The 13,478-nt window shown below is 60.4% G+C and carries 10 protein-coding genes; 8 read left to right on the forward strand and 2 right to left on the reverse strand.

Annotated features, from left to right (window positions below; translation table 11 throughout):
* The first annotated feature begins 16 nt into the window (after positions 1 to 16).
* The 4 genes from ACIQ3A_RS01260 to ACIQ3A_RS01275 all read left to right on the forward strand — a co-directional run bounded on the left by ACIQ3A_RS01260 (position 17) and on the right by ACIQ3A_RS01275 (position 4,825).
* Positions 17 to 2,713 (forward strand): circularly permuted type 2 ATP-grasp protein, encoded by a 2,697-nt coding sequence (locus tag ACIQ3A_RS01260; RefSeq protein ID WP_396429939.1) that lies wholly within the window; start codon positions 17 to 19, stop codon positions 2,711 to 2,713.
* A 17-nt stretch (positions 2,714 to 2,730) separates the two neighbouring features.
* Positions 2,731 to 3,639: a transglutaminase domain-containing protein gene (locus tag ACIQ3A_RS01265; RefSeq protein WP_396429940.1), complete on the forward strand. Its 909-nt coding sequence runs from the start codon at positions 2,731 to 2,733 to the stop codon at positions 3,637 to 3,639.
* A 172-nt stretch (positions 3,640 to 3,811) separates the two neighbouring features.
* The gene (locus ACIQ3A_RS01270) at positions 3,812 to 4,270 is read left to right on the forward strand and encodes a RidA family protein (protein ID WP_396429941.1); all 459 of its coding nucleotides are present in this window, start codon (positions 3,812 to 3,814) and stop codon (positions 4,268 to 4,270) included.
* A 39-nt stretch (positions 4,271 to 4,309) separates the two neighbouring features.
* The gene (locus tag ACIQ3A_RS01275) at positions 4,310 to 4,825 is read left to right on the forward strand and encodes a DUF1993 family protein (RefSeq protein WP_396429942.1); all 516 of its coding nucleotides are present in this window, start codon (positions 4,310 to 4,312) and stop codon (positions 4,823 to 4,825) included.
* A gap of 22 nt (positions 4,826 to 4,847) precedes the next feature.
* Here the strand turns inward: ACIQ3A_RS01275 and parC are convergent, their stop codons facing one another.
* Positions 4,848 to 7,244 (reverse strand): DNA topoisomerase IV subunit A, encoded by a 2,397-nt coding sequence (gene parC / locus ACIQ3A_RS01280; RefSeq protein ID WP_396429943.1) that lies wholly within the window; start codon positions 7,242 to 7,244, stop codon positions 4,848 to 4,850.
* Positions 7,245 to 7,263: 19 nt separating this feature from the next.
* A complete protein-coding gene (locus ACIQ3A_RS01285; protein ID WP_396429944.1) occupies positions 7,264 to 9,246 on the reverse strand; it encodes a DNA topoisomerase IV subunit B in 1,983 nt (660 codons plus the stop codon).
* A gap of 123 nt (positions 9,247 to 9,369) precedes the next feature.
* On the opposite strand from ACIQ3A_RS01285, the gene ACIQ3A_RS01290 reads away from it, so the two are divergent.
* From ACIQ3A_RS01290 to bamC, 4 genes are all read left to right on the forward strand, one after another.
* On the forward strand, positions 9,370 to 10,581 hold the full coding sequence (locus ACIQ3A_RS01290; RefSeq protein WP_396429945.1) for an MFS transporter: 1,212 nt from the start codon (positions 9,370 to 9,372) through the stop codon (positions 10,579 to 10,581).
* 136 nt (positions 10,582 to 10,717) lie between these two features.
* Positions 10,718 to 11,263, forward strand: a complete 546-nt coding sequence (locus ACIQ3A_RS01295) for a class I SAM-dependent methyltransferase (RefSeq protein ID WP_396429946.1) — start codon at positions 10,718 to 10,720, stop codon at positions 11,261 to 11,263.
* A 109-nt stretch (positions 11,264 to 11,372) separates the two neighbouring features.
* Positions 11,373 to 12,269, forward strand: coding sequence for a 4-hydroxy-tetrahydrodipicolinate synthase (dapA, locus tag ACIQ3A_RS01300; RefSeq protein WP_396429947.1), 897 nt, complete (start codon positions 11,373 to 11,375; stop codon positions 12,267 to 12,269).
* A 41-nt stretch (positions 12,270 to 12,310) separates the two neighbouring features.
* The gene (bamC, locus tag ACIQ3A_RS01305) at positions 12,311 to 13,408 is read left to right on the forward strand and encodes an outer membrane protein assembly factor BamC (RefSeq protein WP_396429980.1); all 1,098 of its coding nucleotides are present in this window, start codon (positions 12,311 to 12,313) and stop codon (positions 13,406 to 13,408) included.
* Positions 13,409 to 13,478 lie beyond the last annotated feature (70 nt).

Below are 13,478 nucleotides of genomic sequence, written 5' to 3' on the forward strand. Positions count from 1 at the left end.
CAGCGACAATGGTTTGATGAATGACCCCTCGCCCCGCCAGGAGAACGCCAGCGAAGCGCAAGCCATGACATGGCTTGAGCTTCAGCATGAGCGCGCCCCAGCGGGGCATTGGGACGAACTGCGGGGCAAAACCACCCCACCCACCGAGGCCAAGAAGGAAAGCAAGGACGATCTTTCCAATTCCATCAGTGGGCCATGGCAGACCTTCATTGCCCCCCTGGACATGGAAGCCACAGGTCGACTGGCGGACCTGAACACCCGCATGGCCAACCTGCAGCGGCAAGTGCGTGACAACGGCATCACCTACAACGTGTATGCCGCCGCTGACCAGCCGCAACGCCCTTGGTCGCTCGACCTGTTTCCGCTCATGTTGGGGCCAGTCGACTGGCAACAAATCGAAGCTGGCGTGATGCAGCGCATGGAACTGCTCGAACGCATCATGGCCGATGCCTATGGGCCGCAACAACTGGTGCTCAGTGGCCAGTTGCCGGCGGCCTTGGTGCAAGGCCACCCGGCCTACTTGCCCGCCATGCACGGTGTCGCACCTGTGGGCGGGCGCTATTTGTCTTTGGCTGCGTTTGATTTGGCCAGGGGCCCTGACGGTTGCTGGTGGCTGTTGTCGCAGCGCACACAAGCGCCATCGGGTCTGGGTTATTTGCTGGAAAACAGGCAAATCGTTTCGCGGCTTTTTCCACAAGCCTTCGAGGCTTTACCGGTGCAACGGCTGGCCGAAACCTACAGCACGCTGATCGATGGCATCAAGGCCCGCAGCCCCGCGGGTGCCTCGGCCCACATTGCCCTGCTCACACCCGGACCCTACAACGAAACCTATTTCGAGCACGCTTATTTGGCCCGCTATCTGGGCCTGAGCCTGGTACAGGGCAATGACCTGACCGTGCGCGACGAAAAGCTCTACCTGAAAACCTTGCAAGGCCTGCAACCCGTGGACGGTCTGCTCAAGCGGGTCGACGACGACTGGCTTGACCCGCTTGAGCTGCGGGCTGACTCCACATTGGGCGTGCCAGGCCTGCTGCAAGCTGTGCGCAGCGGCAACGTGCTGGTGGCCAACACGCCGGGCTCGGGCTTTCTCGAATCGAATGCGCTGCTGGGTTTCATGCCTGCGCTGGCGCGAGACCTGCTGGGCGAAGAACTGCAGCTGCCCGCCATTCCGAGCTGGTGGTGTGGCGAACCGGCGGCCCTGCAAGATGTGCTGCCTCGCATTCACAGCTGCGTGATCAAGCCCACCTACCCCTACAACACCGACCGCCAAAGCTTTGAACCCGTGCTGGGCCATCGCTTGTCGCGCAGCCAGGAAGACGAATGGGCCGAGCGCATCTTGCGCGACCCCGATGCCCACACCCTGCAATCGTGGTTGCCGCTGTCACACCAACCCACCTGGCAAACTGGACAAAACGGGGCCTATGGGGGCGATGGAGGTGCACCCAGCATCCAGTCTCGCCCTGTGGTGCTGCGCGTGTTTGCCGTAGCCGATGCCCAAGGCGGCTGGCAAGTTTTGCCCGGTGGCCTGGCCAGGCTGGGCACCCGCGAGGGCATTGCCTCGATGCAGCGCGGTGGCAGCAGCGCCGACGTCTGGGTGCAATCGACGAGCCCTTCTCAGTCGCAAAGTCAAAGTCAAAGTCAAAGTCAAAGTCAAAGTCAAAGTCAAAGTCAAAGTCAAAGTCAGTCTGGCAGCGACTCGGCATTGCAACGCCAGCGTCTGGTCACCAGCCGCGCCGCTGAAAACCTGTTCTGGATGGGCCGCTACACAGAACGCACTGAAAACACCTTGCGGCTGGTGCGGCTCTGCCTGGAAATTCTGGGCAGCGAAAACCAGCGCCTGCCTTGCCTGCTGGATTTCATCACCCGCATGGCCACGCGCCATGGTCTGGTGAGGGCGGGCGTACCCGCGGCATCGCAAGCGCATCGGGTGTTCGAGCGCTCACTGGTTGCGGGTCTGTGGGACAAGGCGCTCGCCACCAGTGTCGGTTTCAATTTGCGCTCGGTGCGGCTGTCGGCTGCTTCGGTGCGAGAACGTCTGTCGCCCGAACACTGGCGGCTGCTGGAGCAGGCAGAGTCACGCTTCTTCAATGCCAGCGACCTCGGCGAAGGCCCACAAGAAACGGTGCAAGTGCAAGGTCTGCTGGCCGAAACCAGCCAGATGCTGGCCGCGCTGACCGGCGCGCAAACCGACCGCATGAGCCGCGACGACGGCTGGCGTCTGCTGTCCATGGGCCGCCACATCGAGCGTCTGGAATTTTTGTCCGGGGCCTTGAGCGAAGCCGTTCAACTGGGCCTGCTCGGTGAGCAGGCCGGGTTTGATGCGGTGCTCTACCTGTTTGACAGCACCATCAGTTTTCATGCCCAGTACCAGCAAAGCCGCACACCGCAAGCCCTGGTTGATTTGTTGGTGACGCACTCCGACAACCCCCGATCATTGGGCTGGGTAGCGCACACCCTGCGTTCACGCTTACTGCGCCTGGGCCATCTGGCTGAGGGCGCCACTTTGCCCCTGGCCGAACGGGTTCCGCAACTGATTGACCTGTCGCCCGAGTCGTTGTGGCCACTGTTCCAGAACGCTGCGCGCCCCGACAGCAGCTTGCCACTGCACGCCACACTGAAGCATTGCCAGACTGCGGCCCGCGAGGTGTCTGACGAACTGTGCGCTCTGTTTTTCACCCACAGCGGCGAAGCCCGTTACAGCGTTGGCGCCTGACCGACCGACCCTCACCCATGCGCCTGGCCATCACCCACGAAACCCGCTACCGTTACAGCCCGTCGGTGCAAACCGCACAACATGTAGCCCATCTGCAACCGTCACAAACGCCTTGTCAAAAAGTCATCAGCCACTGGATGCACGTCGAGCCTGCCGCCTCGGTCCATCACAACATCGATGCTTTTTTCAACCACCGGGCCTATTGGTCGCTGACGAATCCGCACGACGGACTGGTGGTCCGGGCACACAGTGAAATCGTCACCTCGGCCCTTCCTGCAACAGGGGCCACGAACACGAACAGCCAAAGCTGGGAATCGGTGCGCGAGCATTTCCGCTACCGGGGTGGGCATGCAGGTGACGTGCACGGCGGGCTTGTTTTTGGATCGCACCATGCGCCTGTGAACGAGGCTTTCTTGGCCTATGCGCAAAGCAGCTTCACGCCCGGCCGTCCGCTGATGCAAGCGGCGCAAGATCTCAGCGCACGCATGCACCGCGACTTTCGCTACGAATCAGAAAGCACCGACATCAACACCCCCGCGCTCGAAGCACTGGAAAACAAACGCGGCGTGTGCCAGGACTTTGCCCACATCCTGCTGGCCTGCCTGCGCTCGCTGGGCCTGCCCGCCCGCTACGTGAGCGGCTACCTGCTCACCCAACCGCCCCCAGGCCAGCCCCGTTTGGTGGGCAGCGATGCCTCGCACGCTTGGGCTGCCGTGTACCTGCCCGAACTGGCCAGCCATGCCTGCCAGGGCTGGCTGGACCTGGACCCCACCAACAACCGAAGTGGACTGGCCAGTCCGGGCGAAGACTATGTGCAACTGGCTGTGGGCCGGGATTTTGCCGATGTGTCGCCCCTGCGTGGGGTGTTGCAAGGCGGCGGTGCGCACACGCTGGAGGTGGCGGTCACTGTCGCCCCGTTGGCATAAAAGAGCAGGTCTCACGCTGGCTTGAACTTGCTTCGCCCACCTTCTTCTCAAAAGTGCGGCCCAAAGAGACCGCCTGGCAACACAGCAGCCACTGCCCGGATTCAGCGACAATCCACTTTGATTTTCCCAGTCCCTGTGGGAATCCGCCTTCAACCCACCCAAGAGACATGCCATGAGCGTTTACGACAGACTGAAATCCCTCAACATCGAACTGCCCCCCGTGGCCACACCTGCTGCGGCGTATGTGCCCTTTGTACAAACCGGTCAGCTGATTTTTCTGTCCGGTCACATCGCCAAAAAAGACGGCAAGGTCTGGGCAGGTCAATTGGGCAAGAACATCAGCACCGCCGAGGGTCAGCAAGCCGCTCGTGCCGTGGCGATTGACCTGATGGGCACACTGCACGCCGCCGTGGGAGACCTGAACAAAATCAAACGCATCGTGAAAGTGATGAGCCTGGTCAACTCGACCGGTGACTTCACCGAACAACACCTGGTGACCAACGGCTGCAGCGAATTGCTGGGCCAGGTGTTTGGCCCCCAGGCCGGCGCCCATGCTCGCAGCGCTTTTGGCGTGGCACAAATCCCGATGGGGGCTTGTGTCGAGATCGAACTGATCGCAGAAATCGGCTGAGTTTTTGTCCCCTTTCCACCCACTTCAAAGAGATCCCTGATGACCATTTCCATGTCCAGCGCCTGTTTGCCCGTCAGCACCCGCATGCTCACCAACCTGAGCCACATCCTGGCCAAGGCCGAGCAATTTATTGAAGCCAAAAAGATCGACCCCACAGCACTGACCACCTACCGCTTGGCCCCCGACATGTTCCCGTTCACGCGCCAGGTGCTGATCGCCTGCGACGCGGTGAAAAACGGCGTGGCTCGCCTGACCGGCATCGAAGCGCCCAAATTTGAGGATAACGAAACCACTTTGGCGCAATTGCAAGAACGCATCCAGAAAACCCTGGCCTTCATCGCCAGCGTTCCTGCTGCAGCACTGGACGGCACCGAAGACAAGGAAATCACTTTCCCCGCAGGCCCGGGCAAAACCCGCACCCTGAGTGGTCAGGCCTACCTGTGCCATTGGATGCTGCCCAACCTGTATTTCCACATCACGACGGCTTACACCATCCTGCGCCACAACGGCGTGGATGTGGGCAAGATCGATTACCTGCTGGGTGCGCAGGGCTGATAAAGCTTCAGGCCGGACAGCCTCACTCCACCCGCGTCACCCGATTCGGCTTGAAGCCCAGATCCGCCACTTTGCCCTTTTTGGCCCGTGCGACTTTGGCGTTGTTCAGGCTGCGGATTTCGAGCGTTTCTTCGCGCTCTTTGCCACCGCGGCCGATGCCTGCGATCTTCACGCTGCGGGTGTAGGCCGCTGCACCCGCCAGGGTGTCTTTGGCTTCCAGGTCGATGAGCATCAGGCCCCGGCCGCCTTTTTCCATGGTTTTGAGTTCGCTGATTTCAAAGCTCAGCACGCGCCCGCCGGTGCTGGCACAGCACACGCTGGTGGCAGCAGGCATGGCGGGCTTGTCGGCCGCAAGCGTGGCGCTGAAGCCGCTCACATGGCTGGGGGGACACACGGTTTCGCCCTCGCCCAGGCTGATGAAGGCTTTGCCTGATTTGTTGCGCGAAATCATGTTCTCGACCGAGGCCAAGAAGCCATAGCCGCCAGAGCCGCTCAGCAGCAGTGTTGCGTGGGCTGGGCCGGCAAAGTAGTGGGCGGGCTGGGTCCCGGTTTCCAGCTCAATCAGGGTCGTGATGGGCTGGCCATCGCCGCGGGCGCCGGGCAATGTGGCCACGGGGACGCTGTAAACGCGGCCCGTGCCGTTTTTGGCTGTGCCGAATATCAGCAGCGTGTCCACCGTGCGGCATTCAAAGGTGCCGTACAAAACGTCACCCGCCTTGAAGGCGAAGCTGGTGGCGTCATGCCCGTGGCCGGAGCGCGCACGCACCCAGCCTTTTTCGGAGATGACGACCGTCACGGGTTCGTCCACCACCTTGACTTCGGCCACGGCTTTTTTCTCTTCCTGAATCAGCGTGCGGCGCGGGTCGGCAAAGGTTTTGGCGTCTTGTTCGATCTCTTTGATCATCAGGCGGCGCAACGTGGCTGGGCTGCCCAAAATTTCTTCGAGCTTGCCCTGTTCACCGCGCAGCTCTGTCAGTTCCTGTTCGATCTTGATGGCTTCCAGCCGGGCCAGTTGGCGCAGCCGGATTTCAAGAATGTCTTCGGCCTGGCGGTCGCTGAGTTTAAAAGCCTCCATCAGCGCAGGCTTGGGCTCATCGCTGTGACGGATGATGCGGATCACCTCGTCGATGTTGAGCAACACCAACTGACGGCCTTCCAAAATATGGATGCGGTCCATCACCTTGTTCAAGCGGTGTTGGCTGCGGCGGGTGATGGTGATTTGGCGGAAAGTGACCCACTCCACAATCATCTGGCGCAGCGACTTTTGGATCGGCTTGCCGTCAATGCCGACCGAGGTCATGTTGATCGACGAGGACGTTTCCAAGCTGGTGTGCGCCAACAATGCGGTGATGAGTTCTTGCTGTTCGATGCGGCTGGTTTTGGGCTCGAACACCAGGCGCACAGCGGCGTCTTTGCTGGATTCGTCGCGCACCACGTCGAGCACATTCAAGATGCTGGCCTTGAGCTGCATCTGGTCGGTGCTGAGGGCTTTTTTACCGGCTTTGACTTTGGGGTTGGTGAGCTCCTCGATCTCTTCGAGCACGCGCTGCGAGCTGACGCCTTGCGGCAGTTCGGTCACCACCAACTGCCATTGGCCGCGGGCGAGTTCTTCGATCTTCCAGCGGGCGCGCACTTTCAGGCTGCCGCGACCGGTGCGGTAAGCGTCGGCAATGTCGCTGGCCGGGCTGATGATCTGGCCTCCACCGGGGAAGTCGGGGCCAGGAATGATGGCCATCAGCTCGCTGTCGGTCAGCTTGTCGTTCTTGATCAAGGCCACGCAGGCTTCGGCCACTTCGCGCAGGTTGTGGCTGGGGATTTCAGTGGCCAGGCCCACGGCAATGCCGCTGGCACCGTTGAGCAAGGTGAAGGGCAAGCGCGCAGGCAACTGGCGCGGCTCTTCGGTGGAGCCGTCGTAGTTGGGAATGAAATCCACCGTGCCCATGTCGATCTCGTCGAGCAACAAGCTGGTGATGCGCGACAAACGCGCTTCGGTGTAACGCATGGCGGCAGCGCCATCACCATCGCGGCTGCCAAAGTTGCCCTGGCCGTCGATCAGCGGGTAGCGCTGCGAAAAATCTTGCGCCATGCGTACCAGCGCGTCATAAGCGGCGGTGTCGCCGTGCGGGTGGTATCGGCCCAGCACATCGCCCACCACGCGGGCGCTCTTGACAGGCTTGGCGGCAGTGTTGTTGTTCGGGCCGCTGTAAGACAAACCCATGCGGTCCATCGAATACAAAATGCGCCGCTGCACCGGCTTTTGGCCATCGCAGACATCGGGCAAGGCGCGGCCTTTGACGACGGACAGGGCGTATTCCAGATACGCGCGCTGGGCGTAGGCGCCGAGGTGATCGCCCGTATTGGGGTTATCTGGGGCGTTATCGGTGGCTGCGGTTTCAGGGGGGAGTAAATCAAAGGTCATGTTTCAATTCCGGTGCGGCTCAGACATCGATTTCGATGCTGTCACCGTGCAATTCCATCAGCTCGCGGCGGGCTGCCGCTTCGCCTTTGCCCATCAACTGCATCATCAGGTTTTCGGTGCCGGCGTTGTCCAGCGGGCCCAGCTCGATGGGCAGCAGGCGACGGGTGTCGGGGTTCAGCGTGGTGTCCCACAGTTGTTCGGCGCTCATCTCGCCCAAACCCTTGAAGCGGCTGATGCTCCAACCGCCTTCTTTCACACCGTCTTTGCGCAATTTGTCGAGGATGGCGGTCAGCTCGCCGTCGTCCAGCGCGTAGGCTTTGGAGGCGGGCTTTTTGCCGCGCGCAGGCGCATCAACCCTGAACAGCGGGGGCCTGGCCACGTACAGGTGCCCGGCTTCAATCAGCTTGGGGAAATGCCGGAAGAACAGCGTCAGCAGCAGCACCTGAATGTGCGAGCCGTCCACGTCCGCGTCAGACAAAATGCAAACCTTGCCGTAGCGCAGGTTGCTCATGTCAGGCGTGTCGTTGTGGCCATGCGGGTCCACGCCGATGGCCACCGAAATGTCGTGGATTTCGTTGTTGGCAAACAAGCGGTCGCGGTCCACTTCCCAGGTGTTGAGCACTTTGCCGCGCAGGGGCAAGACCGCTTGGCATTCCTTGTTGCGGCCCATCTTGGCGCTGCCGCCGGCCGAGTCGCCCTCGACCAGAAACACCTCGTTGTGCAGGATGTCTTTGCTCTCACAATCGGTCAGCTTGCCGGGCAGCACGGCCACACCGGAGCTCTTGCGCTTTTCGACTTTTTGGCCTGCCTTTTGGCGTGTTTGCGCAGCCTTGATGGCCAACTCGGCCAATTTTTTGCCGTAGTCCACATGTTCGTTCAGCCAGAGTTCGAGCGTGGGGCGCACAAAGCTGGAGACCAGACGCACCGCGTCACGTGAATTCAGGCGTTCCTTGATCTGGCCTTGAAACTGCGGGTCGAGCACCTTGGCGCTCAGCACAAAGCTGGCACGGGCAAACACGTCTTCCGGCATGAGCTTGACGCCTTTGGGCAGCAAACCGTGCAGCTCGATGAAACTCTTGACGGCGGTGAACAAGCCATCGCGCAACCCGCTGTCGTGGGTGCCGCCTGCACTGGTGGGAATCAGGTTGACGTAGCTCTCACGCACAGGCGAGCCGTCTTCGGTGAAGGCCACGGCCCAGCTGGCGCCCTCGCCCTCTGCAAAGCTCTCGTGGTTGGCGTCGGCAAAACCTTCGCCTTCAAACAAGGGGATCACGGGCTCGCCGTTCAGCGTTTGCATCAAATAGTCGCGCAAACCGGCTTTGTATTGCCATTGCTGGGTTTCTTTGGTTTTCTCGTTCACCAAAGTCACCGTCACGCCCGGCATGAGCACGGCCTTGCTGCGCAGCAGGTGCGTCAACTCGTTCATGGGCAAGGCGCTGGATTCGAAATACTTGGGGTCGGGCCAGGCCCGCACAGTGGTGCCCTGTTTGCGGTCGCCCTCGATTGCGGCGCGGGCCACCAGGGGCTCGGTCACGTCGCCTCCCGAGAACACCAGACGGGCCACTTTGCCCTCGCGGTAGCTGGTGGCTTCCAGCCGCGTGGACAACGCATTGGTCACGCTCACGCCCACGCCATGCAAACCGCCAGAGAAGCTGTAGGCGCCACCCTTGCCCTTGTCGAACTTGCCGCCCGCATGCAAGCGGGTAAAGACCAACTCAATCACAGGGGCATTTTCTTCAGGGTGCAGGCCAAAGGGAATGCCCCGGCCATCGTCTTCGATGCTGACCGATCCGTCGGCGTGCAGGATGACTTTGATCTTTTTGCCATGCCCCGCAAGCGCCTCGTCGGCGGCGTTGTCCAGCACCTCCTGAATGACGTGCAGCGGGTTGTCGGTTCGGGTGTACATGCCCGGTCGTTGCTTGACAGGCTCCAAGCCTTTCAGGACGCGGATGGAGCCTTCGGAGTACTCGTTGGAGGTTTTGACGGTAGATTGGGTGGCCATGGTGGCGGATTGTAGTGGGATTTCCCGACGTTTACTGGATGAAAAAACAGTGATTGACGCTGAGGATTGACATTGGATATTTGCGCGACCCCGTCCATCTGCGACATTGGTTAAAGTCCGGGGATGCAACACAAACCCCTTTCCTTGACCCAATTACTGGCCTGTGGCGCGGCCATTGTCACCCTGTCCATGGGCATTCGCCATGGCTTTGGCCTGTGGCTACAACCCATTACCCAGGCACAAGGCTGGGGACGCGAAGAGTTTGCTTTTGCCATGGCCATCCAGAACCTTTCCTGGGGCTTTATGGGCATTTTTGCCGGCATGGTGGCGGACAAGTTCGGCGCGTTCCGGGTCATTGTGTTGGGCGCCCTGATCTATGGCGTGGGCCTTTTGGGCATGGCCTGGGCCACAGACCCCTGGGTGTTTGCCTTGTTCACCGGGGTCATCATCGGCACAGCCCAAGCCGGGACCACTTACGCCGTGATTTACGGAGTGATTGGCCGCAATGTGCCTGCCGAACGCCGTTCATGGGCCATGGGCGTGGCGGCGGCGGCAGGCAGTTTTGGCCAGTTTTTGATGGTGCCCATTGAGGGGCTTTTGATCAGTCAGATGGGCTGGCAGACAGCGCTCGTCATTTTGTCGGCAGCGGCTTTGTTGATCATTCCCTTGGCCTGGGGCCTGCGCGAACCGGCCTTGAACACGCCCGGTCAGGTCAAGCGCGACCAGACCATTGGCCAGGCCTTGAAAGAAGCCTTCAAGTACCCGAGCTTTCAGTTGCTGATGGCCGGTTATTTTGTCTGTGGCTTTCAGATCGTGTTCATCGGCGTGCACATGCCCAGCTACCTGAAAGACCATGGTTTGGCGCCCCAGGTGGCCAGCTATGCGCTGGCCTTGATCGGTCTGTTCAATGTGTTCGGCACCTACATCGCCGGCACGCTGGGCCAAAAAATAGCCAAGAAAAAGATCCTGGCTTTCATTTACGCGGCGCGATCGGCGGCAATTGTGCTTTTCCTGTGGGCGCCTCTCACGCCCACCAGCGTTTACATTTTTTCGTCTGTGATGGGTTTGCTATGGTTGTCCACCGTGCCCCCGACCAATGCGGCCGTGGCTCAGATTTTTGGCATTTCCCATTTGTCGATGCTCAGTGGGTTCATCTTTTTCAGCCACCAGATCGGCTCGTTTATGGGGGTCTGGCTCGGGGGCTATCTGTACGACAAAACCGGCAGCTACGACATCGTCTGGTATCTGGCGGTTGCCTTGGGGGTATTTGCGGCATTGGTCAATTTGCCGGTTCGTGAAAGCCCGATCCACCGCCACGCCCCGAACGCAGCATGAACATCCCCAAAACAAGTTGGCTGTTGCTCGCAGCGGTCCTGGGCCTGACGTTTTGGCTTTACGCCAAGCCAGAAGTGGTGATCATGCTGTCCGAGCAGTTGTGGTCTTGCTTCTAATTTTTTGAAAAACTGACTTGATGCACGGTACCGAAAACCCCTCTGCTTGGCTGCAACGCTGGGCTCACTTGATCACCCCTGGCAGCCGCGTGCTCGATGTGGCTTGCGGCGCTGGACGCCACATGCGCTGGCTGGCCGCGCAGGGCCACGCGGTCACCGGGGTAGACCGCAACCCCGATGCCGTGGCCCTGGCGCAGGCTTTTGGCAGCGTCAATTGCGCTGACATCGAAAACGGGCCTTGGCCATTCCCTGGGCAAAGCTATGGCGCCGTCATCGTGACCCACTACCTGTGGCGCCCGCTGTTGCCCCAAATCGTGCAAAGCCTTGCGCCTGGTGGCGTGCTGATTTATGAAACCTTTGCCACGGGCAACGAGACCGTGGGCAAGCCTTCGCGGCCAGACTTTCTGTTGCAACCGGGCGAGTTGCTGCGGGCCACAGAAGGTTTGCACACGGTGGCCTACGAAAACGGCTTCGAGACCCTGCCAGACCGATTCATGCAGCGCATTGCCGCAGTGCGTCCCCTGCCGACGGCCGATGCAGAGCGTTGGCTTTTGCGCGCAAATTGAACCCGCCCCGGGTCTTTCCGGTCATTTCTGGCTGCACGCCACCCAGCCAAGGTGAATAAAACCGGTCAGCACTCGTTAGAATGGCTTTTTCTGCTCAGAACCCTCGGACATGACCACAGAATTTCGCCCCATCAAAGGCAGCATTCCTGCCCTGATCACTCCCATGCTCGCAGACGGCAAAGTGGACTACCCCACCTTGCGAAAACTGATCGACTGGCATGTGGCCGAAGGAACCGATGCCATTGTGGTGGTGGGCACTTCGGGTGAATCGCCCACCGTCACGGTGGATGAACACTGCGAAATCATCCGCGTCTCGGTCGAGCAGGCCGCCAAACGCATTCCCATCATTGCGGGCTGTGGCGCCAACTCCACGGCTGAGGCCATCGAATTGGCCAAATTTGCCCACAAAGTCGGTGCCGACGCCCAACTGCAGGTCGTGCCCTACTACAACAAGCCCACGCAAGAAGGGCTGTTCCAGCACTTCAAAGCGATTGCCGAGTCCGTGCCTGAGCTGCCCGTGATCCTGTACAACGTGCCGGGGCGCACGGTGGCCGATCTGCAGCACGACACCGTACTGCGCCTGGCCCAGGTGCCCGGCATCATCGGCATCAAAGAAGCCACCAGCAACATCGAACGCGCTCAATGGCTGATCCGGGATGTGCCGAAAGCATTCGCCGTTTTCTCGGGTGATGATGCAACGGCTGTGGCCCTGATGCTTTGCGGCGGTGCCGGCAACATCAGCGTGACCGCCAACGTGGCACCACGGCTGATGCACGAGTTGTGCGAGGCAGCCACCCGTGGCGACGTCAAAGAAGCCATGCGCATCCAGTTCCAACTGTTGCCGGTGCACAAACATTTGTTTGTAGAGGCCAACCCCATCCCTGTGAAATGGGCCATGAACCGCATGGGCCTTTGCGGCCCCACATTGCGCTTGCCCATGACCGAGCTGTCTGATGCCCAGCGGCCAGTGGTTGAGGCCGCCCTCAAGGCCAGCGGCCTGATTTGATTTCCATCGAAGGATTGCTTGTGAAATTGTCCCATCGCTTAATGTCTTACGTCCCCTTGCAACGCACAGCCGTTGCAGCAGCCCTGATCATTCTGCTCAGTGCCTGCTCGATTTTGGAAGAAGACAAAATTGATTACAAAAGCGCTGCCAAAGCCCCCACACTCGATATCCCGCCCGACCTGAGCCAGTTGCGCAGAGACTCGCGTTACGCCATTGAAAGCAACTCTGCCACGGCTTCCGGTTTTCAAAGCGCTGGCGCACGCGTTGCTGACGCCGGCACCGCATCCAACAGCTTGGGCGACGTGAAGATGGAACGCCAGGGCAACCAGCGCTGGCTGGTGGTGGCCAGACCTGCCGACAAGGTCTGGGAGCCACTGCGAGAGTTTTGGACCAGCAATGGCTTCACACTGGTGACCGACTCCCCTGACGTCGGCATCATGGAGACCGATTGGGCAGAAAACCGGGCCAAGATTCCGCAAGACATTATCCGGCGCACCTTGGGCAAAGTGTTGGACTCTTTGTACTCCAGTGGCGAGCGGGACAAGTTCAGAACCCGGGTAGAACGCAATGCCCAAGGTGGCGTAGAGATTTACATCACCCACCGCGGCATGGTCGAAAACTACACCAGCGCCCAAAAAGAACAAACCATCTGGCAACCCCGGGCCAGTGACGCCGAGCTCGAAATCGAATTTCTGCGGCGCCTGATGGTCAAACTGGGCGCCACTGCGGAGACTGCAAAAACTGCCGGCGCCGCTGCTGCACCTGCGGCCGTGGCCAATGTGAGCACTGTGGATGGACAAGCCACCATCCAGATCAACGACACACTCGACCGTGCGTGGCGACGTATTGGGGTGGCCCTGGACCGGACAGGTTTCACGGTGGAAGACCGTGACCGCACCCAAGGCGTCTATTTCGTGCGCTATGTGACGCCTGGCAGCACCGATGACAAAGAGCCCGGATTTTTTGCCCGCCTATTCAGCAGCAAAAAAGAAGTCACGCCTTTGTCGCGTTACCGCATCACCCTCAGTGCAAAGGGCAACGACAGCAGCATCGTTCGCGTGCTGGATGCCAATGGAAAACCTGAGACTTCGGGCAATGCCGAGCGCATTTTGAAACTGCTGGCCAACGAATTGCGCTGATTTCGCACCGTCTGCTCTGGGCATAAGCCCCTCTCAAATGGCTGCCACCCATAAAAAAACCCCGCAAAGC

The organism is Limnohabitans sp., from assembly GCF_044361985.1.
Classification (GTDB): domain Bacteria; phylum Pseudomonadota; class Gammaproteobacteria; order Burkholderiales; family Burkholderiaceae_C; genus Limnohabitans_A.